The organism is Hydrogenophaga sp. (assembly GCF_026125825.1).
Lineage (GTDB): Bacteria > Pseudomonadota > Gammaproteobacteria > Burkholderiales > Burkholderiaceae_C > Hydrogenophaga.
This window is the reverse complement of record NZ_JAHCKK010000002.1, coordinates 117,388-141,550: the sequence shown is the minus strand read 5'-3', so window position 1 is coordinate 141,550 and position 24,163 is coordinate 117,388. Positions and strand designations below refer to the sequence as shown.

The 24,163-nt window shown below is 68.5% G+C and carries 24 protein-coding genes; 13 read left to right on the top strand and 11 right to left on the bottom strand.

Annotated elements, in window-relative coordinates:
* The gene (opgC, locus tag KIT86_RS01915; protein ID WP_297394484.1) at positions 1 to 1,143 is read right to left on the bottom strand and encodes an OpgC domain-containing protein; all 1,143 of its coding nucleotides are present in this window, start codon (positions 1,141 to 1,143) and stop codon (positions 1 to 3) included.
* 25 nt (positions 1,144 to 1,168) lie between these two features.
* Entirely contained in the window at positions 1,169 to 2,410 is a 1,242-nt protein-coding gene (gene nhaA, locus KIT86_RS01910; protein WP_297394481.1) for a Na+/H+ antiporter NhaA, read from the bottom strand.
* Positions 2,411 to 2,534: 124 nt separating this feature from the next.
* Here nhaA and tadA point away from each other — a divergent pair, with 124 nt between their 5' ends.
* Positions 2,535 to 3,926 (top strand): tRNA adenosine(34) deaminase TadA, encoded by a 1,392-nt coding sequence (gene tadA / locus KIT86_RS01905; RefSeq protein WP_297394478.1) that lies wholly within the window; start codon positions 2,535 to 2,537, stop codon positions 3,924 to 3,926.
* A 24-nt stretch (positions 3,927 to 3,950) separates the two neighbouring features.
* Positions 3,951 to 4,949: an LD-carboxypeptidase gene (locus tag KIT86_RS01900; RefSeq protein WP_297394475.1), complete on the top strand. Its 999-nt coding sequence runs from the start codon at positions 3,951 to 3,953 to the stop codon at positions 4,947 to 4,949.
* 16 nt (positions 4,950 to 4,965) lie between these two features.
* Here the strand turns inward: KIT86_RS01900 and KIT86_RS01895 are convergent, their stop codons facing one another.
* On the bottom strand, positions 4,966 to 5,301 hold the full coding sequence (locus KIT86_RS01895) for a hypothetical protein (protein WP_297394472.1): 336 nt from the start codon (positions 5,299 to 5,301) through the stop codon (positions 4,966 to 4,968).
* 328 nt (positions 5,302 to 5,629) lie between these two features.
* On the opposite strand from KIT86_RS01895, the gene KIT86_RS01890 reads away from it, so the two are divergent.
* Positions 5,630 to 6,574, top strand: a complete 945-nt coding sequence (locus tag KIT86_RS01890; protein ID WP_297394469.1) for an adenylate/guanylate cyclase domain-containing protein — start codon at positions 5,630 to 5,632, stop codon at positions 6,572 to 6,574.
* 82 nt (positions 6,575 to 6,656) lie between these two features.
* Complete coding sequence (locus KIT86_RS01885) at positions 6,657 to 9,170, top strand: penicillin acylase family protein (RefSeq protein WP_297394467.1); 2,514 nt, start codon at positions 6,657 to 6,659, stop codon at positions 9,168 to 9,170.
* A 3-nt stretch (positions 9,171 to 9,173) separates the two neighbouring features.
* Here the strand turns inward: KIT86_RS01885 and KIT86_RS01880 are convergent, their stop codons facing one another.
* From KIT86_RS01880 to KIT86_RS01860, 5 genes are read right to left on the bottom strand one after another with little or no spacing between them, the layout of a single operon-like run.
* Positions 9,174 to 9,974, bottom strand: coding sequence for an ABC transporter ATP-binding protein (locus KIT86_RS01880; RefSeq protein WP_297394463.1), 801 nt, complete (start codon positions 9,972 to 9,974; stop codon positions 9,174 to 9,176).
* A 25-nt stretch (positions 9,975 to 9,999) separates the two neighbouring features.
* Entirely contained in the window at positions 10,000 to 11,139 is a 1,140-nt protein-coding gene (locus KIT86_RS01875) for a succinylglutamate desuccinylase/aspartoacylase family protein (protein ID WP_297394461.1), read from the bottom strand.
* Between the two features lie 24 nt (positions 11,140 to 11,163).
* The gene (locus tag KIT86_RS01870) at positions 11,164 to 11,877 is read right to left on the bottom strand and encodes an ABC transporter permease subunit (protein ID WP_297394458.1); all 714 of its coding nucleotides are present in this window, start codon (positions 11,875 to 11,877) and stop codon (positions 11,164 to 11,166) included.
* A gap of 13 nt (positions 11,878 to 11,890) precedes the next feature.
* Positions 11,891 to 12,577 (bottom strand): ABC transporter permease subunit, encoded by a 687-nt coding sequence (locus KIT86_RS01865; RefSeq protein ID WP_291118723.1) that lies wholly within the window; start codon positions 12,575 to 12,577, stop codon positions 11,891 to 11,893.
* Between the two features lie 11 nt (positions 12,578 to 12,588).
* A complete protein-coding gene (locus KIT86_RS01860; RefSeq protein ID WP_297394452.1) occupies positions 12,589 to 13,428 on the bottom strand; it encodes an ABC transporter substrate-binding protein in 840 nt (279 codons plus the stop codon).
* Positions 13,429 to 13,669: 241 nt separating this feature from the next.
* On the opposite strand from KIT86_RS01860, the gene hemP reads away from it, so the two are divergent.
* Together hemP and KIT86_RS01850 are read left to right on the top strand one after the other, a co-directional pair.
* Positions 13,670 to 13,912 carry a hemin uptake protein HemP gene (hemP, locus tag KIT86_RS01855; RefSeq protein ID WP_297394448.1) on the top strand — a complete coding sequence of 81 codons (243 nt, stop codon included), beginning with the start codon at positions 13,670 to 13,672 and terminating at the stop codon, positions 13,910 to 13,912.
* A 144-nt stretch (positions 13,913 to 14,056) separates the two neighbouring features.
* Positions 14,057 to 15,763 (top strand): AMP-binding protein, encoded by a 1,707-nt coding sequence (locus KIT86_RS01850; RefSeq protein WP_297394445.1) that lies wholly within the window; start codon positions 14,057 to 14,059, stop codon positions 15,761 to 15,763.
* Positions 15,764 to 15,766: 3 nt separating this feature from the next.
* Here the strand turns inward: KIT86_RS01850 and KIT86_RS01845 are convergent, their stop codons facing one another.
* Positions 15,767 to 16,123: a hypothetical protein gene (locus KIT86_RS01845; protein WP_297394442.1), complete on the bottom strand. Its 357-nt coding sequence runs from the start codon at positions 16,121 to 16,123 to the stop codon at positions 15,767 to 15,769.
* Between the two features lie 91 nt (positions 16,124 to 16,214).
* Positions 16,215 to 18,305, bottom strand: a complete 2,091-nt coding sequence (locus KIT86_RS01840; RefSeq protein WP_297394439.1) for a sensor histidine kinase — start codon at positions 18,303 to 18,305, stop codon at positions 16,215 to 16,217.
* Positions 18,306 to 18,370: 65 nt separating this feature from the next.
* Between KIT86_RS01840 and KIT86_RS01835 the strand changes: the two genes are divergently transcribed.
* From KIT86_RS01835 to KIT86_RS01805, 7 genes are all read left to right on the top strand, one after another.
* Entirely contained in the window at positions 18,371 to 19,102 is a 732-nt protein-coding gene (locus KIT86_RS01835; protein WP_297394436.1) for a response regulator, read from the top strand.
* 141 nt (positions 19,103 to 19,243) lie between these two features.
* Positions 19,244 to 20,647 carry a phospholipase D-like domain-containing protein gene (locus KIT86_RS01830; protein WP_297394433.1) on the top strand — a complete coding sequence of 468 codons (1,404 nt, stop codon included), beginning with the start codon at positions 19,244 to 19,246 and terminating at the stop codon, positions 20,645 to 20,647.
* A 155-nt stretch (positions 20,648 to 20,802) separates the two neighbouring features.
* Positions 20,803 to 21,069 (top strand): hypothetical protein, encoded by a 267-nt coding sequence (locus tag KIT86_RS01825; RefSeq protein ID WP_297394431.1) that lies wholly within the window; start codon positions 20,803 to 20,805, stop codon positions 21,067 to 21,069.
* Positions 21,070 to 21,231: 162 nt separating this feature from the next.
* Positions 21,232 to 21,594 (top strand): hypothetical protein, encoded by a 363-nt coding sequence (locus tag KIT86_RS01820; RefSeq protein ID WP_297394430.1) that lies wholly within the window; start codon positions 21,232 to 21,234, stop codon positions 21,592 to 21,594.
* A complete protein-coding gene (locus KIT86_RS01815; protein WP_297394428.1) occupies positions 21,591 to 22,046 on the top strand; it encodes a hypothetical protein in 456 nt (151 codons plus the stop codon). The genes KIT86_RS01820 and KIT86_RS01815 overlap by 4 nt, the downstream gene beginning before the upstream one ends.
* Positions 22,047 to 22,149: 103 nt before the next feature.
* Positions 22,150 to 22,902 carry an NAD(P)H-dependent oxidoreductase gene (locus KIT86_RS01810; RefSeq protein ID WP_297394423.1) on the top strand — a complete coding sequence of 251 codons (753 nt, stop codon included), beginning with the start codon at positions 22,150 to 22,152 and terminating at the stop codon, positions 22,900 to 22,902.
* 3 nt (positions 22,903 to 22,905) lie between these two features.
* A complete protein-coding gene (locus tag KIT86_RS01805; RefSeq protein WP_297394419.1) occupies positions 22,906 to 23,784 on the top strand; it encodes an acyl-CoA thioesterase II in 879 nt (292 codons plus the stop codon).
* 7 nt (positions 23,785 to 23,791) lie between these two features.
* Here the strand turns inward: KIT86_RS01805 and KIT86_RS01800 are convergent, their stop codons facing one another.
* Positions 23,792 to 24,112, bottom strand: a complete 321-nt coding sequence (locus KIT86_RS01800) for a 2Fe-2S iron-sulfur cluster-binding protein (RefSeq protein ID WP_297394417.1) — start codon at positions 24,110 to 24,112, stop codon at positions 23,792 to 23,794.
* Positions 24,113 to 24,163: the final 51 nt, after the last annotated feature.

Below are 24,163 nucleotides of genomic sequence, written 5' to 3'. Positions count from 1 at the left end.
TCAAGGCGTCTGGGAACGCGCGCGCCAGAACACCCCGGGGCGCCGGCCGGGGCGCCCGCGCGCTTGCGCCAGCATGGCCACCGCGAACAGGCCGGCGAAGGCGGCCAGCAGCAGCGCGATGTCGGTGGTCCAGGGGCGCACCACCTGGGTCGAGCCAAAGAAGGCGAGGGTGAACAGCGCGATCACGATGTGCGCGCAGAACACCGAGAGGGAATGCCGGCCCAGCAGCTCCAGCGCGTGAAGTCGTGGCAGCACACGCACCAGCCAGGGGCCGCAGGCCATGAGCAGCACGAAGACGCTGGCGAAGTTCAGCACCCGCATGGGGCCGAGCGACCATTTGTCGAGCAGCACGCCGACGGCGGGCAGCCAGGGCAGGGGGTCCTGGCCCGCGATGTGGCGCCAGGCGAGCATGGCACCGGCGTAAACGGCCGCCGGCGCCAGCACCCAGCCTGGCAGGCGCGGCCAGGCTTGTTCGCGCGCCCCCAGGCACAGGCCCGCCACCCACAGGGCCTGCCACGCCAGCCAGTGGAAGGCGCCCATGTCCTTGTACGGAATGGGCAGGCCGGTCAGCGCCACGACCAGCTCGTGCACGCCCCGGCCGAGCCCCCATTGCTCACCCAGCCAGAGCAGGCCGCTGGCGGCGAGCACGCCGAGCCAGCCGTGTTGCAGGCCCCGGCGCAGCAGCCACGGGCTGGCCAGCATCATGACGATGTAGAGCGGCAGGATGTCCAGCAGCGGCGGGTTGTGCAGCAGCAAGGCGGCACCGACCACGGCGGCCTGCGGGTCAATGAAAAAGAACTCGAGCAGGCCGGTGACGCCCCCTTGCCGGTTGAACACCCCCAGCCAGGCGATCACGGTGAACGCCAGGAGCAGCAGGCCCAGCTGGCACAGGTAGAGCTTGAGGGCCCGCTCATGGAAGGCGGCCTGCATGGCCGGCAGCCCGTCGCGCCGCGCGCGGCGGCCATAGACGCGCCCGGCCATGAAGGCCGACAGGAACACGAAACCCTCTGCCGCCGAGACAAAGCCGAACGGCTGACCCGATGGCAACGAGTACATCGTCGGCATGTGGGTCAGCGTCATCAGGACGAGCATCAGGCCCCGCAGGGCGTCGAGCTCCCAGCGGCGTTGCGGGGCGTGTGGCATCAGGGAAAACCAGTAGAGGCCGCGATCATGCCAGAGGGGCGATGCGCCGGCCCCGCCAGGCCTGCAGAAACCCCCACGACAAGCCCAGCACAGCGGCCACCAGCGAGGCCAGAAGCACGCCCAGCTTGGCCGCGCCGAGCAATTGGGGATCGTCGAAGGCCAGTGTGGCGATGAAGATGGACATGGTGAATCCGATGCCTGCCAGCAGGCCCACGAGGCCCACGCCGGACCAGGTCACGCCGCTGGGCAGGCGGCACAGGCCCAGGCGCACGGCCAGCCAGCTGGCACCAAGCACGCCCAGCGGCTTGCCCAGCACCAGCGCCAGCACCACGCCCAGGGTCACGGCCTGCGCGTTGCCGCTGGCCAGGTCCACACCGTCGAGCGTGACGCCCGCGTTGGCCAGCGCGAACAGGGGCATCACGCCGTAGGCGACCCAGGGGTGCAGCGCCATCTGCACGCGCAGCACCGGTGCCTGCCCGCGCATGCGCACCGGCAGCACGGGCGTCATGAGGCCGAGCACCACGCCGGCCAGCGTGGGGTGTGCGCCGGTCTGCAGCAGGCCCAGCCAGAGCACGGCGCCCGGCAAGACGTAGGCCCAGGCCGAGCCGATGCCGATCTGTTGCAGGCCCAGCACCATGGCCACGCCCAGGCCGGCCACCAGCAGGCCGCTGAAGTCCAGGCCGCCGGAGTAGAAGAAAGCGATGATGAGCACCGCCACGATGTCGTCGATGATGGCCAGGGCCAGCAGCAGCACACGCACGTTGCCCGGGATGGAGCGGCCCAGCAGCGCCAGCACGCCCACGGCGAATGCGATGTCGGTGGCGGTGGGCACGGCCCAGCCGCGCAGCGTGGTGGGGTCGGTGTTGAGCGCCGTGTAGATCAGCGCGGGCACCAGGACGCCACCCAGCGCGGCGGCCAGGGGCAGGGCGGCGAGCTGGAAGCTGGCCAGCGCGCCTTCGTGGATCTCGCGCCGGATCTCCATGCCCACGACCAGGAAGAACACCGCCATGAGGGCGTCGTTGATCCAGAAATGCAGCGACTGCTCAGAAACATAGGGGCCGATGCCGATCGTCAGTGGCGCGTGCCAGATGGCGTGGTAGCTGGCCGAGGCGGGCGAGTTGGCCCAGATCAGGGCGACGGCGGCTGCCAGCAGCAGCACGACGCCGCTGACGGCTTCGATGTGAAGGAAACGGGAGAGGGCGGCGAAAGCGCGGTCGGCAACAAGCTGGGCGCGCGGCGGGTTCTGCCGGCTAGGGGCTCGGTTCATGGTCGTGGCAACTCCGCGCGGCGGCCCGACCAGCGCTTGAACCTGTTTCGCTGCGACAGGCAGCGGGAACACCCAGCCTCGGATTTTACCCGATGGGGTATGGGCCCTGGCCTACACTCGCCGCATGCCCGACACGCCCGTTCCCGACGACGCTCGCTTCATGCGCCTGGCGCTGGCCGAAGCCCAGGCCGCTGCCCTGGCCGGCGAGGTGCCGGTGGGGGCGGTGGTGGTGAAGGATGGCCGCGTGATCGCCACCGGCCGCAACGCCCCCATCGACGGCCACGACCCGACCGCGCATGCCGAGATCGTCGCCTTGCGCGCGGCCGCCCAGGCGCTGGGCAACTACCGGCTCGAGGGGTGTTCGCTTTACGTGACGCTGGAGCCCTGTGCCATGTGCAGCGGAGCCATGCTGCACGCGCGCCTGGCCCGCGTGGTGTTCGGCGCGGCCGACCCCAAGACCGGTGCGGCCGGCTCGGTGCTCGATCTGTTCGGGCACGCCAGGATCAACCACCAGACCGCCGTGCAAGGCGGTGTGCTGGCCCAGGAGGGCGCGCAATTGCTGCGCGATTTCTTCAAGGAGCGTCGAGTGAACCCCCATCCCCTGCGAGACGATGCCCTGCGCACGCCCGATGAGCGTTTCCAGAACCTGCCGGGCTACCCCTGGCCGCCGCATTACCTGAGCGATCTGCCCGCGCTGGGTGGCCTGCGCCTGCACTACCTCGACGAAGGCCCGCAGGACGCACCCCTGACCTGGCTCTGCCTGCACGGCAACCCGGCCTGGAGCTACCTGTACCGGCACATGATCCCGGCGTTCCTGGCCAGTGGCGCGCGCGTGGTCGCGCCCGACCTGATCGGATTCGGCCGCAGCGACAAGCCCAAGAAGGACGGTGCGCACTCGTTCACCTGGCACCGTCAGGTGCTGCTGGAATTCGTCGAGCGCCTGGACCTGCGCAACGTGGTGCTGGTGGTGCAGGACTGGGGCGGGCTGCTGGGCCTGACCCTGCCCGTTGCCGCGCCCCAGCGCTACCGGGGGCTGCTGGTGATGAACACCACGCTGGCCACCGGTGAGGCGCCGCTCTCGCCTGGCTTCGTGGCCTGGCGCGACATGTGCGCGCAGAACCCCGAGTTCGACGTGGCCCGCCTGTTCGCGCGCGGCAACCCGCAGATGAGCGCGGCCGAATGCGCGGCCTACAACGCGCCGTTCCCGGACCGGGGACACCGCGCGGCGCTGCGGGCCTTTCCTCCCATGGTGCCCGAGCGCGCCGACGACGATGGCGCGGCCATCAGCCGCCAGGCACGGGACTTCTGGTCCAGCGAATGGCAGGGCCGCAGCCTCATGGCCATCGGCCAGCAGGACCCCGTGCTCGGCGATGCGGTCATGCAGGCCTTGCACGCGCAGATCCGCCACTGCCCCGAACCCATGCGCTTGCCGCAGGCGGGTCACTTCGTGCAGGAGCATGGCCAGGCCATCGCCCAGGCCGCGGTGCGCCATTTCGCCGCGGTCGCACCCGGATAATCGAGCCCTTTTTCGCCCAACACCATGAGCCACGGTCACACGCCCGCCTGCAGCCCCGATTGCCACCACAGCCACCACCACGGCGCCAAGCACATCTACATCTACTCGCCCTCCAGCGCAGTGCGCGACAAGGCGGCCTTCCGCCGTGGCGTGGCGCGGCTCAAGGCGCTGGGCCATGAGGTGGAGATCGACGAGGCGGCCCTGTCCAGCCACATGCGTTTCGCGGGCGATGACGCCACGCGCCTGGCCGCGATCGGGCGCGCTGCCGCCAGCGGCGCGGACGTCGCCCTGATATCGCGCGGAGGCTACGGGCTCACGCGCATCCTGGGCGAGCTGCCTTTCAGGAAGATCGCCAAGGCGATCGAACGCGGCACCCAGTTCGTGGGCCTGAGCGACTTCACGGCGCTGCAGATGGCGGTGCTGGCCAAGACCGGCGCCGTCACCTGGGGTGGCCCGGCGCTGGGCGAGGATTTCGGAGCCGAAGTGCCGGACGACATCATGGAAGCCTGCTTCGACGACCTGCTCGTGGGCCATGGCGAAGGTGCCGGCTGGCGGCTGCCCGCCTCGGACGCCCAGGCTGTGCCGCGCAAAGGCAAGGACGCCGAAGCGCCCGCGGCTTTGCTTGCGCGGTGCCACGCTGGCCGGGGCGGCAACCTCAACCTCATCTGCGCGCTCGTGGGCACCCCGTACCTGCCTTCGATCCCGGGCGGCGTCCTGTTCCTCGAGGATGCGAACGAGCACCCCTACCGCATCGAGCGACAACTCACGCAGTTGCTCAACGCGGGGATCATCGGCCAGCAAAAGGCGGTGCTGATGGGCTCGTTCAACCGATTCAAGCTGGTGCCGGGCTACGACCGGGGTTTCAAGCTGCAGACGGTGATCGACTGGCTGCGCACGCGCACCAAGACGCCGGTGCTCACCGGCCTGCCCTTCGGGCACGTGCCGACCAAGGTGCTGCTGCCCGTGGGGCGCAAGATCGATCTGATGGTGGAAGGGCGCGATGCCCTGATCTACTGGGGCTGAAGGCCTTGCGGGGTACTCAGGGTCGACGCGTGCGCCCGGCGTCGATCAGGCTCTTGGGCACCAGGCCCTGGAACACCGGAGAAAGGCTCTGCACGCGATGCACCGCCAGCGCTTCGCCATGCAGCTGGCTCAGCACCGCCACCATCTCGGCGCGCGCGAACCACAGGGCATGCGCGTCGTGCAGGTACTTGAGCTTGCGCGTGAGCTGCGGATTGGCCTTGGCCCCTTCTTCGCCCAGCACCGCGAGCATGGCTTCGCGCACCGGCTCCAGGGACTCGGGCGAGTCCTTGCGCGTCTCGGGGCTGAGAAGGGCGGAAATGCTGTTGCGGATACCGGGTTTGAACCAGCGCATGGAAGTGGCCTCAACGACTTTGTATTAATTGGATACAGGATACGTCGCGTCACCAAGGATGTGCAATCGGGAATGTTTGACAGCACTCAAAAAACAACAAATAAATCATATGTTTATCGTCGATTTTTGATTGACTTTATGAGGTTTGTAATACCTTTTTACGCATTCGTTAACAATCTGCTCCGAGGGGCGGCTTGAAGCGGGTCGGGGCGGGTGCGGTTTTCTCTTGCCGCCCGCGTGTGGTTTCGGGGCCCGCAAGAGCGGTGTCCCGACACTTATTCACACACTGGGTGGTGTGTTGTAATCCAGCGGATATGTCTTCTCTCGTATGGCTGAACTGACAATTGCTTTTGTGGATCTGACGGGTAGCGTCTCGGTGTTTGAAACACTGGGCAACGACCGCGCCACCAAGGCCGTCACCAAGCTGACCCAGTGGATTGGTTCCATGGGGGTGGAGAACGGGGGCACCGTGGTCAAGATGCTGGGCGACGGCGTGCTGATGTCGTTTGCCAACAACCGCAACGCGGTGGACGCAATGGTGTTGATCCAGCAGGAACACGCCAAACGGGTTATGCAATGGCCCGACCGCCTCAAACTCATGATGCAGATCGGCATGGCGCGCGGCCAGGTCGTGGTGGTCGATGGCGATTGCTTCGGCGACGCGGTCAATGTGGCTTCGCGCCTGAGCGATCTGGCCGGCCCCGAGCAGATCATGGCCACCGACACGGTGATCCGCAAACTCGGGCCCCGCCATGGCGTGCGCAACCGCAGCCTGGGGCCGATGCGCATCAAGGGCCGGGTGGAGCCCTGCGAGGTGTTCCGCGTCGAATGGCAGCCCGAGATGCTGTCCGAGTTCCTGACGCTGCCGGCCGACCTGCACGCCCTGAGCCCGATGAAGGAGTCCGTGTTCGGGGGCTTCGAGCTGTCCTGGCTCGACGCCACGCAGGCGTTCAGCCTGACCGACCTGCCGATGAAGATCGGCCGCGTGCCGGAGGCCGATTTCGTGGTGAGCGACCCGCGCGTGTCTCGCATGCACGCCAGCATCGACATCCGCTCGGGCAACTACGTGCTCGAAGACATCAGCAGCTACGGCACCTGGGTGCGGTTTGGCGCGGGCGACAACGTGATCGCCCTGCGGCGCCAGGAGTGCCTGCTGCACAGCGATGGCGAGATCGCCATGGGCGCGCCTTTCAGCGATTTCAGCGCGCCCACGGTGCGCTTCCGGCTGGTCGATGGCCAGATGCTGATCGGGCCGATCGGCATCGAGAAGTAAGCAGGCGCGGCAGACGAGGCCGCAAGGCGGCGCACGGGATGCCCGCGCGCCGTCGGGATGACAACAACAGTGGGGACATTTCGTGCGCTGGATCAAACGACTCTTTGCCTTGCTGTCATTGCTGGTGGTGCTTGCCATCGCACTGGCCGCTTTCTACGGCTGGCGCAGCCTGCCCAAGACCGATGGCAGCCTCAACCTGGCCGGGCTGTCCGCGCCGGTGAAGGTGCACCGCGACGCGAGCGATGTCACGCACATCCTGGCCGGCAAGCCTCGCGATGCGTGGATGGCCATGGGGTACGTGCACGCGCAGGAGCGCGGCTGGCAGCTGGAGTTCAACCGGCGCATCATGCGCGGGACCTTGTCCGAGGTGCTGGGGCCGACCACGCTGGAGACGGACAAGCTCATGCGCACGCTGGGCATCCGCCACGCCGCGCAGCGGCAGCTCCAAGCCCTGCCGGCCGATGCCCGCGAAGCCTTGCAAGCCTACAGCGACGGCGTGAACGCCTTCTTCGCCCACACCGAACAGCTGCCGTCGCCAGAGTTCCTGCTGCTCGGGATCAGCCCGCGCGACGAGGCGGCCGCGGGGCGCTACTGGGATCCGGTGGACTGCGTGGCCTGGTCGCTCATGATGGCGCTGGACCTGGGTGGCAACTGGGGCAATGAGTTCGCGCGGTTCACCGCGCTGGAGGCGATCGACACCAAGGCCTTGTGGGAGCTGTTCCCGCCGTACCCGGGCGAGCAGCCCGCCGCCACGGCCGACCTGGCCCGGCTCTACCGGGAGCTCGGGGTCTACCGAGGCAAACCCGTGACGACCTCGAAGGCGGACGCGCCGGCCGAGTCCAGCCTCGTGGCTTTCGCGCGTGGTCAGATCGGCTCGGAGCTGCAGCGCTGGGCCGACGAACTGGGCAACATCGAGGGCAAGGGCTCGAACAACTGGGTGGTCAACGGCTCGCGCACCGCCTCGGGCATGCCCTTGCTGGCCAACGACCCACACCTGGGCCTGAGCGCGCCGGCCATCTGGTACTTCGCGCGGCTGCAGGCGCCCGACGCCGATGGCATCAAGGGCATGGACGTGATCGGTGCCACGCTGCCGGGCACGCCCTTCGTGGTGCTTGGCCGCACGCAGCAGGTGGCCTGGGGCTTCACCAACACCGGCCCGGACGTGCAGGACCTCTACCTGGAGCAGATCAACCCCGCCAACCCCGCGCAGTACCGTGTGCCATCGACCACCGGTGAGCCGGCCTGGAGCAACTTCGGCCTGCGCATGGAGACCATCCGCGTCAAGGGACAAGCCGACGTGAGCCACATGGTGCGCAGCACCCGCCACGGCCCTGTGCTGAGCGATGCGCAGGCGCGCCACGGCGAGGTGATGGACACCCAGCGCTTCGTGCTCGCGTTGCGCTGGACCGCGCTGGACGCCGACAACCGCAACGTGGTCGCCACCCTGGAGTCGAACCGCGCGCAATCGGTCGACGAACTGCAGAAGGCCTTGCGCGATTTCCACTCGCCGATGCAGAGCGTGGTGATGGCCGACCGCAGCGGGCGCATTGCCTACAAGGCTGCGGGCCGTGTGCCCTTGCGCGCACCGGAGAACGACATCCGCGGCGTCGCGCCCGCGCCGGGCTGGGACCCGCGCTACGACTGGACCGGCTGGCTGCCCTACGAGGAGACGCCGCAGGACGACGGTGCGCGCGGCTGGATCGCCACCGCCAACCAGCGCATCCACGCGGCGGACTACCCGCACTTCCTGACCCAGGATTGGGCTGTGCCCTACCGCCAGGAGCGCATCGAGGCCATGCTGGCGCAGACGCCGAAACACACGCTGGATTCGTTCCGCGCCATGCACGCCGACCAGCAATCGGCCGCCACGGTGCGCCTGTTGCCTTTCCTGCAAAAGGCCGTGTCGGACCACCCGCTGGCGGCCGACGCGCAGGCCGTGCTGCGCGATTTCAAGGGCGAGATGCGCGCCGATGCCGCCGCGCCGCTGATCTACAGCGCCTGGGTCGACGCCTTCACGCGCCGCGTGGTCGGCGAACGCCTGGGGCGGGCCCGCTTCGAAGGCATGTACGGCAAGCGGCTCTTTCGCAACGCGGTGGAGGGCATCCTGGAGCGCGACGATGCAGGCTGGTGCGGCACCGCGGGTTGTGCGGCGGCCAGTGGCCTGGCCCTGACGGATGCGCTGAACAAACTGCAGGCGGTGCACGGCAACGACCTGCGTGCCTGGCGCTGGGGCGACGCCCACCCCGCGATTTCGGCCCACCGCCCGTTTGGCAACGTCAAACCGCTGGCGGCGCTCTTTGATGTGCGCACCCCCACCGGAGGCGATCCCTTCACCGTGAACGTGGGGCAGTACCACCTGGACAAGGCCGACGCGCCCTATGCCAATCGCCACGCGGCCAGCCTGCGCGCGGTCTACGACCTCGCGGACCTGGACAACTCGCGATTCATCTACCAGACCGGGCAGAGCGGCAATGTGTTTTCGGGCCGCTACCGCGACATGAGCGATGCCTGGGTGTCGGTGCGGTACCGCGTGCTGACGATGAAGCCGGCGCAGTGGCGCTCGACGCTGGAGCTGCGGCCACCGGCCGCGCCCTGAGGCCTACTTCAGGGTGCCCGAGAGGAACTGCGCGAGCCGTTCGCTCTTGGGCCGGGCCAGCACCTCGCGGGGCACGCCCTGTTCCTCGATGCAGCCCTTGTGCAGGAAGATGAGGTGCGATGACACCTCGCGGGCGAAGCCCATCTCGTGCGTCACGACCACCATGGTGCGGCCTTCCTCGGCCAGCAGCTTCATGACGCGCAGCACCTCGCCCACCAGTTCGGGGTCGAGCGCGCTGGTGGGTTCGTCGAACAGCATCACGTCGGGCTCGACCGCTAGCGCCCGCGCGATCGCCACGCGCTGCTGCTGGCCGCCGCTCATGTGCGAAGGGTAGCGGTCTTCCACGCCCTTGAGGCCCACGCGCTCCAGGTAGCGGCGCGCGGTGTCCACCGCCTGGTCCTTGGGGATGCCCAGCACGTGGACCGGCGCCTCGATGATGTTTTGCAGCACCGTCATGTGGGCCCAGAGGTTGAAGTGCTGGAACACCATGGCCAGCTTGGTGCGCAGGCGCTGCAGCTGCGCGGCGTTGACGGCGCGCAGTTCGCCATGGCGGTCGGCCTTGAGCTGCAGTTCTTCGCCGCCGAGCACGATGCGCCCGCTGTTGGGGTGCTCCAGCAGGTTGATGCAGCGCAGCAGCGTGCTCTTGCCCGAGCCCGAGCTGCCGATGAGGCTGATCACGTCGCCCGCGTTGGCCTGCAGGGACACGCCCTTGAGCACTTCGTTGGAGCCAAAGCGCTTGTGGATGTCCTGCACCTCCAGCAGCGGGCGGCCGGGCGTTCGGTTGGCGGTGGGTTCTGCAGTCATGTTCGATGCCGATGAAAAATAAGACTCAGGCCCCGAGCAGGTCGCCTGAGCGGAACGGCGTCTCGCCAGCGATCTTGCCGACCTCGCCGCCTGAAACCACGTAACGTTCGCGCACCGCGGCGTACAGCACGCCAGCGACCTCGGCACGCACTTCGTGCACCCGCGCGGCCCCGGCGGCGGTGGGGTCGATGACCTCGGCCACCACATCGCCCACCGCCAGCGTGGCGCCGGGTTGCACGAGGAAGACCAGCACACCGGGCACGGGCGAGCGCAGCGTCTGCGAACCCGCCAGCGGCGTGGGCTGGCAAGCCAGAGGCGGCAGCGGGGCCGGCGCGCCGGCAGCCAGCACCCCGGCGTGCGCCAGGAAAGCGAGGATGGCCTGCGCGTCCTGGCGGGCATGGGCGTGCGAGACATCGGCCTCGCCACGCAGTTCCACCGTCGTGCTCGCGCAGGCCTGGGGCAGGGGGGCCGAGACGCCCGCATCCCGCAAGGCAGCGGCCAGTTGCCACCAGAGACCGGAGAGGCGTTCGTCGAACGGCCCGCCGCCCGATTCCCTGGCCAGCAGCACGGCCTGGCAGCCCAGCAGGCGCGCCAGCGGCTCAAAGGGCGGCCAGCACGCCTCTTCGCTGTAGAGGTGCATCACGGCCTCGGTGTCGCAATGCAGGTCCAGCACCAGGTCGGCGTCGTGCGAGAGCCGCAGCAATTGCCGGCGCTGGCTTTCGAGTTCGCTCGCCGGCACCCACTCCTCGAGCCACTGCCCGACCAGTCGGCGCACGGTGGCCACGTTGGCCTTCGGGTCGTCGCCCATGCGGGGAATGGCATCGGCCAGCACGGCGGCGGCCATGTCCGGGTAGTGCCGGTTGAAGTTCTGTGCGGTGTCGAACTCGAAGCGGCCCATGGCGCGGTGGTCCAGCCGCTGGCTCAGGCCGATTGGATTGGCCGCCGGCACCAGGACGACCTCGCCCCGCAACTGGCCGGCCTTTTCTGCGGCTTCCAGATGCTGGCGCAGGTGGTGGGCCACCAGCATGCCGGGCAGTTCCTCGGCATGCAGGCTGGCCTGGATATACACCTTGGGCCGCGCGCCGGCCGTGCCAAAGTGAAACCCGACGAGGGTCTTCTGGCTGCCCAGGCTGGGGCTCAGCAGGGGGTACTCGGTCCGTTGCATGGGGCGACCTGGTTTTCTCGGCGATCAATGGCCGCGCGGGGCCAGATGGGCCAGGAAGCGCCTCTCGGCCAGCTTGAACACGCCCACCAGGCTGAACGTGATGGTGAGGTAGATCGCGGCCGCGAAGATGTAGGCCTCGAACGGCAGGTAGTAGTCGGAGTAGATGCGGCTGGCGGCGGCGGTCACGTCCAGCATCGCCGGCACCGTGCTGGCCAGGCTGGTGGCGTGCAACATCATCACCACCTCGTTGCTGTAGGCCGGCAGGGTGCGCCGCATGGCACTGGGCAGGACGATGCGGCGCATGGCCATGGCCGGGCTCATGCCCATGGCCTGCGCGGCCTCGATCTCGCCGGCGGCGGTCTCGCGGATCGCTCCCGCCAGCATCTCGGCGGTGTAGCCCGCCGTGTTCAGGCTGAAGGCCAGCAGCGCGCAGAAGAACGGCTCCTTGAAATGCGTCCAAGGCCACACGTCGTTCCAGCGCGCCTGGATCCAGTCCAGCTGCGCCAGCCCGTAGTAGATGAGGTAGAGCTGGATCAGCAGCGGCGTGCCGCGGATCACATAGGTGTAGGCGCCGACGACCCAGCGCAGTGGCGCGATGGAGCTGGTGAGTGCCAGCGCAAACAGCAGCGCGAGCACCGCGCCCACGCCCAGCGAGGACAGCAGCAGCCACAAGGTGGTCACCAGGCCTTCGCCGTACATGGCGAGGTTGGCCGGCTGGAAGATGACTTCCCACTTCATGTGCGGGACCCCATCAGGTGTGCGCCCGTTTCACGCCAAGGCTGAAGCGCCGCTCGAGGCGGCGCAGCGCCCAGAGCGACACCGAGGTGTAGATCAGGAACAGCGCCGCGGCAAACAGGAAAAAGGTGAAGGGTTCACGGGTGGCCGCGCTGGCCTGCTTGGCCAGGTAGGTCATTTCCTTGAGGCCGATCAGGCTGATCAGCGCGGTGGCCTTGATCAGCACAAGCCAGTTGTTGGTGAAGCCGGGCAGGGCGTAGCGCACCATCTGCGGGGCGGTGATGCGCAGGAAGGTGCGCACCGGCCCCATGCCAAACGCCCAGGCGGCTTCCATCTGGCCCTTGGGAATCGAGAGGATGGCGCCACGGAAGGTCTCCGTCATGTACGCGCCGTAGATGAAGCCGATGGTGAGCACGCCGGCGAGAAACGGATTGATGTCCACCGAGCCTTTGCTGCCCGAGGCCGCCAGCAAGTGGTTGAGGCCGATGGTGCCGCCGTAGAAGATCAGCAGCATCAGCACCAGCTCGGGAATGCCCCGAACCAGCGTGGTGTAGACGGTGGCCAGCCCCACAAGCAGGGGGCGGCCGGAGAGCTTGGCCACCGCGCCCAGCAGGCCCAGCAGGATGGCCACCAGCAAGGCGGCCAGTGAAACGCCCACCGTGAGGAGGGCGCCCTGCAGGATCGAGGCGAAGTAGCCGGACAAAACGGGGACGGTCAGTTACCGTACACGTCGAAGTCGAAGTACTTCTTGGCGATCGTGTCGTAGACGCCGTTGGAGCGGATGGTCTTGATGGCCGCGTTGAGTTCGTCCTTGAGCGCGGTCTCGCCCTTGCGCAGCGCCACGCCCACGCCGGTGCCGTAGTACTTCGCTTCGTTCAGCACGGGGCCGACGAAGCCGTAGCCCGCGCCTTCAGGCTTGCGCAGGAAACCGCCGTTGACTTCCACCTGATCGGCCACGGTGCCGTCCAGACGGCCGGACTTGATGTCGAGGTAGACCTGGTCCTGGGCTTCGTAGGGCACGATGCTCACGCCAGCGGGCTTGAGCTCACCCATGGCGTACTTCTCTTGCGTGCTGCCCTTGAGCACGCCGATCTTCTTGCCCTTGAGCGAAGCGGGATCGGTGTAGGCCGTGCCGGTCTTGACCACGATGCGGCTGGGGGTGAAGTAGTACTTGTCCGTGAAGTCCACCACCTGCAGGCGCTCCTCTGTGATGGACATGGAGCTGATGATCGCGTCGTACTTCTTGGCTTGCAGGCCAGGGATCATGCTGTCCCACACCTGTTCGACATACACGCACTTGCGCTTGATCTGGTTGCACAGGGCCTCGGCGATGTCCACGTCGAAGCCGGTGGGCTTGCCGTCGGCGGTCTTGAAGGTGAAGGGTTCGTAGGTCGGGTCGATCGCCACCTTGAGTTCCGGCATCTCGGCCGGGGCGGGGGCGGGTGCCGCAGCAGGTGCAGCCGGCGCGGCTTGGGGTGCCGGCGTCTCGGTCTTGCCGCAACCGACCAGGGCGGCGGCGCCAATCAGGCTCAGGGAAAGGAAGAGGGTCTTCATGAAATGTCTTTCGTTTGAACGCCGCTCAATGCGGCAGTGACGGGCTTTCACATTGTAAATCTGCGTCCATCGGCGCAAGGAGGGGCGAGCCCGGTGTTTCCCCGTATAGCGTTAGCAACAACCGAGCCGGCCCATGTTGGTGCATCGGGGTAGTATCCGCATCGCTTTTGTTGTTGTCAAATGAGAATCAATCGTATTTATAGGGTACACTGCAAGCACTGACCACCGAGGAGCCGATGCCATGCAGACCTTGTCGATCACCCGTCCGCTGTTGCGCGTGCCGCGACGTGCAGCCGCCGTGCCCGCCGTCGATGCGGGCGAGGGGCACGCCCCAACCCAGGCCGCGCCGAGCGCGACAGAAGGGCTTGCGAGCATCGACAGCCTGTCGCTGCTGCAGGGCGGCAAGTGCGTTCAGATCGCGCACAACGGATCGATGTACAAGCTGCAATCCACCAAGCTGGGCAAACTGATCCTGACCAAGTAGATTTTTTTCGTGGGGCGACCCTGGAGCCTGGCTCTGAGGTGTCGTTTTTTGCTAGCCATCGGTGATGCCGGCCAGCCATGCATTTTTTCCCCACGCGCAGTTCAAGCAGAATCCGGATGCACCGCCCATGACATCCGGGGAACCATGACCGATTCCACTACTTCCTTTCTGGCCGCTCGCGATTTCCTGCTGACACACCGACTGGATCACGAGCGTGCCTATCGCGATTTCCAGTGGCCCGTGCTGGGCGAGTTCAACTGGGCGCTCGACCACTTCGACATCCTGGCGCGCGGCAACGAGGCGACCGCGCTGCACATCGTGGGCGACGACGGCAGCGAGGTGAAGCGCAGCTTCTCCGAGATGGCGATGCGCTCATCGCAGGTGGCCAATCACCTGCGCGCCCTTGGCGTGAAGCGCGGCGACCGCGTCCTGCTCATGCTGGGCAACGAACTGCCGTTGTGGGAGGTGATGCTCGCGGCGATGAAGCTGGGTGCGGTGCTGATCCCGGCCACCGCCTTGCTGACCGCCGACGACCTGCGCGACCGGCTGGAACGTGGACAGGTGCGGCACGTTGTCGCGGCCAGTGCACAGGCCGCCAAGTTCGACGGTCTTGCCGGCGACTACACCCGCATCAGCGTGGGCGAGGGCGTGGCCGGCTGGCGCCGCCTGGAAGACTCGGCACAGGCCGACCACGTGTTCACGCCCGACGGCCCCACCCGCGCCACCGATCCACTGCTGCTCTACTTCACGTCGGGCACCACCTCCAAACCCAAACTGGTGTTGCACACGCACGAGAGCTACCCCGTCGGGCACCTCTCCACCATGTACTGGATCGGCCTGTTGCCCGGTGACGTGCACCTCAACATTTCATCGCCGGGTTGGGCCAAGCACGCCTGGAGCTGCTTCTTTGCGCCCTGGAACGCGGGGGCCTGCGTCTTCATCTACAACAGCGCGCGATTCAACGCGGCCGGCCTGCTGTCGGTGCTCGAGCGCCACCGCGTGACCAGCCTGTGCGCACCCCCCACGGTGTGGCGCATGCTGATCCAGGAGGATCTGGCGGCCTGTCGCAAGCGCCTGAGCCTGCGCGAGCTGATCGGCGCGGGCGAGCCGCTCAATCCCGAGATCATCGAGCAGGTGCGCGCCGCCTGGGGGCTGGACCTGCGCGACGGCTATGGCCAGACGGAAACCACGGCCCAGGTGGGCAACCCGCCCGGCCAGTTGCTCAAGCCGGGCTCCATGGGGCGGGCGCTGCCGGGCTACCGCATCGAGCTGCTCGACGTGGACGGGCAGCCCGCGAGCGAGGGCGAGGTGTCGCTGCCGCTGGCTCAGCGCCCGCTCGGCCTGATGGCCGGTTACCAGGGCAGCGACTCGCAGCAAAGCCATGCGATGCGCGAGGGCCACTACCACACGGGCGACATCGCGCAGCGCGATGCCGACGGCTACATCACCTTCGTGGGCCGTGCCGACGACGTCTTCAAGGCCTCCGACTACCGCATCAGTCCCTTTGAACTGGAAAGCGCCTTGATGGAGCACGAGGCGGTGATGGAAGTGGCCGTGGTGCCCAGCCCCGATCCGGTGCGCCTGGCGGTGCCCAAGGCCTACCTGATCCTTCGACCGGGCGTGGAGGCCAGCCCGGCGTTGGCGGAGGCCATCTTTGCGTTCTCGCGCGAGCACCTCGCGCCGTACAAGCGCATCCGGCGGCTGGAGTTTGTGCAGGAGCTGCCCAAGACCGTGTCGGGCAAGATCCGGCGCGTGCAGTTGCGCACCGAAGAGTCGCAGCGGGTGGCCACGGGCTCGCGCGGCGGCCAGGCCTTCCAGGAAGACGACTTCCCGGCGCTGGCGCGGCGCTGATGCTCAAGGCCAGCGCGAGCGGGCCGGCACCAGGTGGATTTCGGTCGTGGCGTCCTGTGCCAGCACCACCGTGTAGCTGCGGCGGTCTTCGCCGGTCAGCGCGGTGACGTGGTAGGTGCCCGTCGGCAGCACCATGTCGATCAAGGTGTCCGGGTTGGTGAGGGTGAGCAGGCGGCGTCCGGGCAGGTCGCGGATTTCCAGTGTGGTCAGGGCCGCGTCCATGCTGGGCGAGCCCCGCACGCGCGCCAGCGCGCGCCGCCAAAGTGCGGAAGCGGACCAGCGGGCCTCGCCAGCGCAGGCATGGATCAGCAGCCGCGACCGGGTGGCCGGGCATTCTGCATGGGTGTCGGCGTCCATCATGGCTGCATGCTCGCCCCCCGGCCGCCGTGCCATGTGTCGCCCCCCAGGGCGCTGTGTGCCATCTGACATAAACGGCGGCGGGGCTCGCGCGTCAGGGGATCAGGTCGGCCAGGGTGCGGGCGAGTTCGTCGCGCCGCAGGGGTTTCATGAGAACGCGGGTCACGCCCGACTCGCGGGCACGGCGGGCCAGGAGCGCGCCGCCATAGCCGCTCACCAGCACGATCGGCAAGCGCAGCCCGCGCGAGCGCAGGTCGCTGGCGAGCTGCGTACCGGCAAGGCCGGGCATGCGTTCATCGGTAATGACGGCGGCAAATCGCCCAGGCGCCTCGGTCAGCGCCTGCAGTGCCTCGCCCGCATGCTCGAAGCACACCGGCTCGTAGCCCAGGCCGGTCAGCAGCTCAGCCGCCATCGCCAGCAGCAGGGGTTCGTCGTCCACCACCAGCAGACGCTGGCCGGCGCCGGAGGGCACCGCGGTGGACACGGCTGTCGATTCGGGAAGCGCGTCGGCGCACTCGGGCAGGTACAGCGTGAAGCGCGCGCCCTGGCCTGGTCGGCTGTCGACGTCGATCCCCCCGCCAAATTCCGTCACCACGCCAAAAACCACCGCCAGGCCCAGCCCGGTGCCGCCCTGGGGACCTCGCGCCGAGAAGAAGGGCTCGAACAGGTGCTCCATGACTTCGGGGGTGATGCCCACGCCCTGGTCGGTCACGCTCAGCGCCACATACTCGCCCGGGGCCAAGGGCGAATGCGACAGCACCTGCGGCGCGGCGATGCGGCGGCGTTCGAGCCGAATGCTGAGCATGCCGCCATCGGGCATGGCCTGCATGGCGTTGGTGCACAGGTTCATGACCGCCTCGAAGACCTGCGTGGCGTCGCCACGCAGCCGTGCGCCGGGCGCGGCAAGCATGCGCTCAAGCACCACGCCCGGGCGCAGCGAGGCGGTCAGCAACGTCAGCACCTCCTCGACCACCGGCTCCAGCTCGAAGACGGTGGAGGCGCGCGCACCGCCGCGGCTGAACGAGAGGATGCGCTCGATGAGCAACTGGCCGCGCTGGGCGGCTTGCAGCACCTTGTCCAGGTGGCGGGCCTGGTCGCTGCCGGGCGCGGCGGCGTCCTGCGCCATCTCGCCATACCCCACGATGCCGGCCAGCACGTTGTTGAAGTCGTGCGAGACGCCCCCGGCCAGCGCGCCCAGGGCTTCGAGGCGGCTGGTGCGCGCCAGCTGCACCTGCAGGGCCTGTTGCGCAGCCAGCCGCTGCCGTTCGGACCGCGTCACGAAATGCACGGCCGCTGCCATGGTGACCAGCAGAAACGCCAGTGCGGCGATGGACAACTGCAGCGCGCCGCGCCAGCCTTGCAGCACGGCGCCGAGTTCCCGTGACACCACGACATCCAGGCCGTAGCGCGGCACGCGGTGCGAGCCGACGAGGTGCTCGCTGCCGTCGGCGAAGCGCTCACGGGCCAGGCGAGGGCCCTGCGCCTGGTCGGACTTGCCCGCGCGCAGAAGCCCGACGTTGACCCCCGCGAGCAGCACGCCATCGCTTCGGAAGATGGCCATGCGCGCGTCGGCCGCGGGCAGTGCAACGCCAAAGGCACCCAGCAGCTGGTTGGCCGGCATGGCGGCAACGATCCAGCCACCCGGGTGGCCGTGCAAGGCGCCCACCCGAAGCGCCAGCGCCACCTGGGCCTGTGCACCCCCGGCCGGGGTGAAGGGCTGGCTCAGCGCGCAAGTCCCTTCGCCCAGCGACGCAAGATGGGGAAGAAAGGTCCGCACGTCAGGGGGAGGCGTGGCCTCGGACGACGCCATCGGGGCGAGGTCCTTGTCCAGCAGCCAGAGGGTGGTCACCAGGGGCATCAAGGCCGCGCGCGTCTGCAGCGCCTGCAGTGTCTGGTCATCGTCCAGGGGCAGCCGGCGCCGGCCGAGTTCCAGGGCCAGCGCCTGCAGGCCCTCTTCGGCACCCTGCAAGCCGCGATCGAGCTCGTCTGTCAGGGCCAGGGAGAGCAAGGCCATTTCCCGTCCCTGGCTCTCCAGCGCGCTGCGGTGCAACTGCCAGAGCGCCAGCGAGGTGACCGCCACAAGCAGCAACCACAGGGCCAGTGCGAACAGCCACGGAAGCCCTGCGGTTCGCGGCCGGGGGTCGGCGTCGGGGGACGATCGGTTCAGCGAGGCACCTGTGCGCATGGGGGCCCAGTATGCGCCGCTGCGTGGGCCGCGGGCGTGGCTTGCGCTACATTGGACGCCACACGATGAGCACCACCACCGTTCCCCACATTCTCGTGATCGACGACGACGCGGACGTGCGCGATCTCGTGGTCGAATACCTCGGCAAGAACGACATGCGCGTGAGCGCCGGGCGTTCGGGGGCCGAGATGTTCGCCCTGTTCGACCGCGAGGCCATCGATCTCGTGCTGCTGGACCTCAAGCTGCCCGGAGAGGATGGCATGCACCTGGCCCGCGCATTGCGCGAGCGGGCCACCGTGCCCATCGTGTTGCTGACCGGGCGCAGCGAGGAGGCCGATCGCGTGATGGGCCTGGAGCTGGGCGCGGACGACTATGTCACCAAGCCCTTCAGCCCGCGCGAACTGCTCGCCCGCGTGCGCGCGGTGCTGCGCCGCTACCAGGTGCAGGCCACGCTGCCCGAGCGCGACAACACGCGGCGGGCCTACCGCTTTTCGGGTTGGGAGCTGAACCTGCGCACGCGCCGGCTGTTGTCGCCCGCAGGCCAGTCGGTGGAGCTCTCCAACGGCGAGTTCAGCCTGCTCAATGCGCTGTGCCGGGCGCCACGGCGCGTGCTCAGCCGCGATCAGCTGCTCTCGATGTCGCGCCTGCACGAGGCCGAGGTCTACGACCGAACGATCGATGTGCAGATCCGCCGCCTGCGCCTGAAGATCGAACCGGACGCCACACGGCCCACGCTGATCCTCACCGAACGCGGCGCGGGTTACCTGCTGGCCAGCGAGGTCGAGACGCTGTTCTGATTTCAGGCCGAGCCAAGGATTTGAAGGGATACTGCGCTGGCCTGGCCCGGGCGGTTTTGCATGGAGCGCAGCGGCAGATGACCCGTCACATGTGCGTATCGGCCGCCGCCGCGCGGCGCCCCCCTCTGAAGCGGCCGTCTCATGTTTCGTGACCTTCTGCCCGGCCATTGGCTCACCCTCCATGGCCTGGCCGTGTCGTTGGCGGTCCTCGTCTACATCTTCAGTTCGCACCTGATGCGCCAGCGCCGGCCGCCCGCGTCGGCCATTGCGTGGGTCTTGTTCATCGTGCTGCTGCCCTACGTGGCCCTGCCGGCGTTCCTGCTGCTGGGCTCGCGCAAACTCGCGCGCCCGTTGTCCACGCCGCTGTCCGTGCCGCGTCCCCGGGCGACAGGGGCGACAGGGGCGCCATGGGCGGCCGACACCATCGTTTCGCTGGGGCAGCCCGCGCCCGCCGCCTACCACGAACTGAGGCTGCACAGCGATGGTCGCCAGGCCCTGGACGCCCTGTTGCGCGCGATCGAGGGCGCCCAGGCCTCGCTCGATGTGTGCACCTTCATCCTGGGGCGCGAGGGGCCCGGGCTGCGGGTGGTCGAGCGATTGACCGCCAAGGCGGTTCAGGGCGTTCGCGTGCGCCTGCTGCTCGACGGCATGGGCAGCCTGATGCAGCGCCCGCCCGGCCTCGATCGCCTGATCGCTGCCGGGGCCGAGGTCGTGCGCTTCGTGCCGCCGCTGCGCTCGCCGCTCCAGGGTCGCACCAACCTGCGCGACCACCGCAAGATGCTGATCGCCGACGCCGGCCTGCCCTCGGCCCGCCTCTGGTGCGGCGGCCGCAACCTGGCGGCCGAGTACTTCATGGGGTCGCCCGGGCAGGCGCCCTGGCGCGATCTGAGCTTCGATCTGGGGGGCGCGCTGGTGCAGCAGGCAAGCGACCTCTTCGAACACGACTGGCGCTTTGCCCGGGGCCTGCCGGCCCGGCCTCGCAACGCCGCTCCAGGCGCGGTGCACGCCCTCGAAGGGGCCCAGCTGGTTGCATCGGGCCCGGACCAGGCGGACGACACCGTGCTGGCCTTGCTGCTGACGGCGACCTACCGGGCCGAGGCGCGCATCGCGCTGGCCACGCCTTATTTCGTGCCCGACGCGGCGCTGCTGATGGCCCTGTGCCTGGCCGCGCGGCGCGGCGTGTTGGTCGATCTCCTGGTGCCCGCGCGGTCCAACCATCGGCTCTCGGACATGGCGCGGGGCAGGGCCTTGCGCACGCTCGCCCAGGCCGGCGGTCGCATCTGGCTCGCGCCCGGGATGATGCACGCCAAGCTGGCGGTGTTCGATCGGACGCTGGCCCTGTGCGGATCGGCCAACCTGGACAGCCGCAGCCTGCTGCTGAACTACGAGCTCATGTGCGCATTTCATCCGTCTGCCGATGTGCAGCGGTTCGAAGACTGGTTCGACCAGGAGCGCGGCGCAGCGCAACCTTACGTCCCCACGCAGCCGGGCCTGGTGCGCGACATCGGTGAAGGCATGCTCCTGTGGCTGGGCTTCCAGCTCTGACGCACGGGTTGGGCCCATCTGCGCGATTGCAAGTGAAATGTGCCGGGGGGTGGATTGACACCAGAGACGCCAGTCCGTCCGCCAGCATGGGGGCCGTGGTTGACGAAACGCAGCATCGACCGCAATCCAAGACCGCTGCGAACCTGGAGCTTCGAATGAAATTACGTACCGTCCTCATCTCCGCCGCGATGGCCGCCATGGGGGCCAGTGCTTTTGCGCAAAGCACCATGGACAGTGCGCCCAAGCCCGCGGCACCAGCGGCCATGCCAGGCCAGGCAGGCGCGCCTGCGACCCCCGCGATGCCCAAGGCCATGCCGGCCGAGAAGCAAAAGGCGGCCAAGGCCACGCACAAGAAGCACGCGGCCAAGAAGACCGCACACAAGAAGAAAGCCAGCGCGACCGGGCAAAAAGCCGCCGGTTGACGCGCCCAAGGGACGGGGTGCGGGCCGCGCTGCGCCGCCCCCATCGATGCCACGACGCCGCAGATGACAAATGTCATCTGCGGCGTCGGCGTTTGCAACCTCCCGTTGCCACGCCCGCCGCAGAGTGAAACGCATCCCAACCACCGACCAGAAAGGCCGAACATGTCCAACAACCTCCCCGCGCTCCTGCTCGTTGACGCGATGGTCGGCGCCACGGCCTACACGCCGGCGCTTCATGAATCGGGCGGTGTTGCGCCGTCGTTGCAAGCCATGGACCATGTCCGCCGAGCGCAGGTCGACGTCTATTGCAGCCACGACAGCCTGGCCATCTCGGCCATCCGGGAGGCCCGGCGCGCGCTGCACGCCGCGGCCGCTGCCGCTGCCGGCGTGGCCGATGCCCTGGTCGCGCTGGACGAGGCGTCCTGGTTCATCCGCCATCACGAATTCCTGCGCGCAGAGGATGCGCTTGAAACGGCGCTGGATCTCATGCGCGCCATGTCGGATCGGACGCCGAGGGTCTCATGAACCCGCCGACCGATCCGGGCACGGGCGACGGGCCTGCGAGCCATGGCGCGCGGGGGCTGGCCATCCCCGAACTCGTCGCCGAGGTGTACGAGACCGCTTTGCCCGCCGAGCGCGGCCACATGCTCGAGCAGTTGCTGCGCCCCCTGGGCGTGCTCTCGCTGGTGGCCATCGCCGATGGCGTCTTCGCGAAGATCCGCTTTCGCGGCGGCTGGCAGGAATTGCACGTGCGGATGGAGGACCTCCGTGGCGTGCGGCCCGACGACATCGTCGCGCTGGTCGATCACGCGCAGCAGGTGAGCATCGAAGCGGTCGACGGTCTGGCCCGGCTGGTGCTCGCATCGCCCGGCCTTTCCGGTTCGGCCGCGGCGATGCTGCTGGTGGGCCTGCTGCTGCAGCGATCTCGCCTGCGCCAGGCGGGCAGCGCCAGCGGACCGGTCGAGCCTGGCACCTAGGCCAAGTCCTCGCCGAGCGGGCGACGGAGGCGTCTGGCGGTCTATAAATAAACAGACGCGGCGGTTTATTATTGGGGTTCCGAATCCCCAATCAAGGACCGCCATGAATGTGCTGATCGTCTATGCCCACCCGGAACCACGGTCCTTCGGAAGGGCCTTGCTGGAGCGCTCGGTCGAGACCTTGCAGTCATGTGGCCACGAGGTCGTGGTCTCCGACCTGTACGCGATGGGTTTCAACCCTGTCGCCACGGGCCATGATTTCACCGAGCGGCGTTTTCCCGATGCCTTGCAATACGACCGCGAGCAGAAACAATCCTCGCAGCGCCACACCTTTGCGACCGACATCCAGGCCGAGCTGGACAAGCTCCTGGCCTGCGACCTGCTGATCCTGCAATTCCCGCTGTGGTGGTTCTCGGTGCCCGCGATCCTCAAGGGCTGGATCGACCGCGTCTTCGTCAACGGCACGGTGTACGGGGCGGGCGGCATGCGCTTTGACCAAGGCGGCCTCAAGGGCCGCAAGGCGATGCTGGCTTTCACCACCGGCTGCTTCCCCGACATGATGGAAGCCGACGGCCTGCTGGGCCAGCGCGATGTGATTCTGTGGCACCTGCAGCACGGCACCTTCGGCTACGGCGGGCTGCAGGTGCTGCAGCCCTTCGTGGGCTTTTCGATCCAGTACACCGACGAGGCGCAGCGGCGCGCCTACCTCGATGCCTACGAGGCGCGCCTGCGCGTCATCGAGCACGAAGAAGCGATGCCCTCGCACCCCCTGGCCGAATTTGGCGCCGACTGGCGCCTCAAACCCGGCATCGCCCCGCGCACCGCCGGTCACCGGCGCCTGTCCGAGGAGGCCTGACCCATGCCGCAGGCCACCTGGAGCGACCTCGATATCGAAGCCCTGCTGACCCTGGACCGCCAGACCGACGGGCGCTGGCGCAGCCGCCATGGCGATGCCAACCTCAACGGCCGCTCGTATGGCGGCCAGTTGCTGGGGCAGGCCATGATGGCCGCGCTGATGGACATGCCCCCAGGGCGCGAGGCCACGATGATGCAGTTTCTCTTCCTGCAAGGTGCGATGCCGCAGGAGCCGGTGGACTTCGGCGTGACGGTGCTGCAGGAGGGCAAGCGCTTCAGCTCGCGGCACGTGCGCGCCGCCCAGGGCAATGGCCGCACGGTGCTCGATGCCCAGGTCACCTGCGCCGTGCCACTGGAGGCGCCGACCCACGCCAGCCCCAGCACCGCGCCGCCGGGCGAGCGGGCGCAGGACCTGCCCCGGTTCGACGAATTGGACCGGGCGCTGGTGGGCGACCTCACGCGGCTGGGCGGCTACTCGCAGGACCGCAAGCCCAGCATCGACTTCCGCGTGCCCGACCCGTCAAGGCAGCTGGCCGAGACCCACATGAACGGGCGCTTTCGCTTCTGGATGCGCGCGATCCAGCCGCTGCCGGACGACGCGCGCCTGCACGCCGCCGCCTTCGCCTACCTCTCCGACTGGTGGCTCAACTTCGCTGCCCTCGGCCTGCACCTGCGCGATCTGAACGGACGCCCGCTCTACATCTCCAGCCTGAACCACGCGCTGTGGCTGCACCGCCCGGTGCGCGCCGACCAGTGGCTGCACGTGGACTGCACCAGCCCCTGCGCGCAGGCCGGGCGGGGCCTGTCCATCGGGGCGGTGCACGACCAGCAGGGCCGCCAGCTGGCGACCCTGACGCAGGAATGCCTGATGGCCTACGCCTAGGCGGTGTTCACACCTGTTCGGCCGGCAGGTGCACCACGATGCCGTCCAGCGCCGGACTCATGCGCAACTGGCAGCACAGCCGGCTGGTCTCGCGCGGCTCGGGCACCCCTTCCAGCATGAAGGCCTCGGTCTCTGAGATGGGGGGCAGGTGGGGCGCCCAGGCGCTGTCGATGTAGCCGTGGCAGGTGGCGCAACTGCAGGAACCGCCGCAGTCGCCCAGGATGCCGGGCACCCCGTTGTCCACCGCGATCTGCATCAGGCTGCGCTGGCTGGGGGCGTCGATGCGGCGGACGCTGCCGTCGTGTTCGATGAAAGTGACGATGGGCATGGCAGTGAATTCCTTTTCGGTGAAGCCTTGGACGATGGCTTGACATAGTCC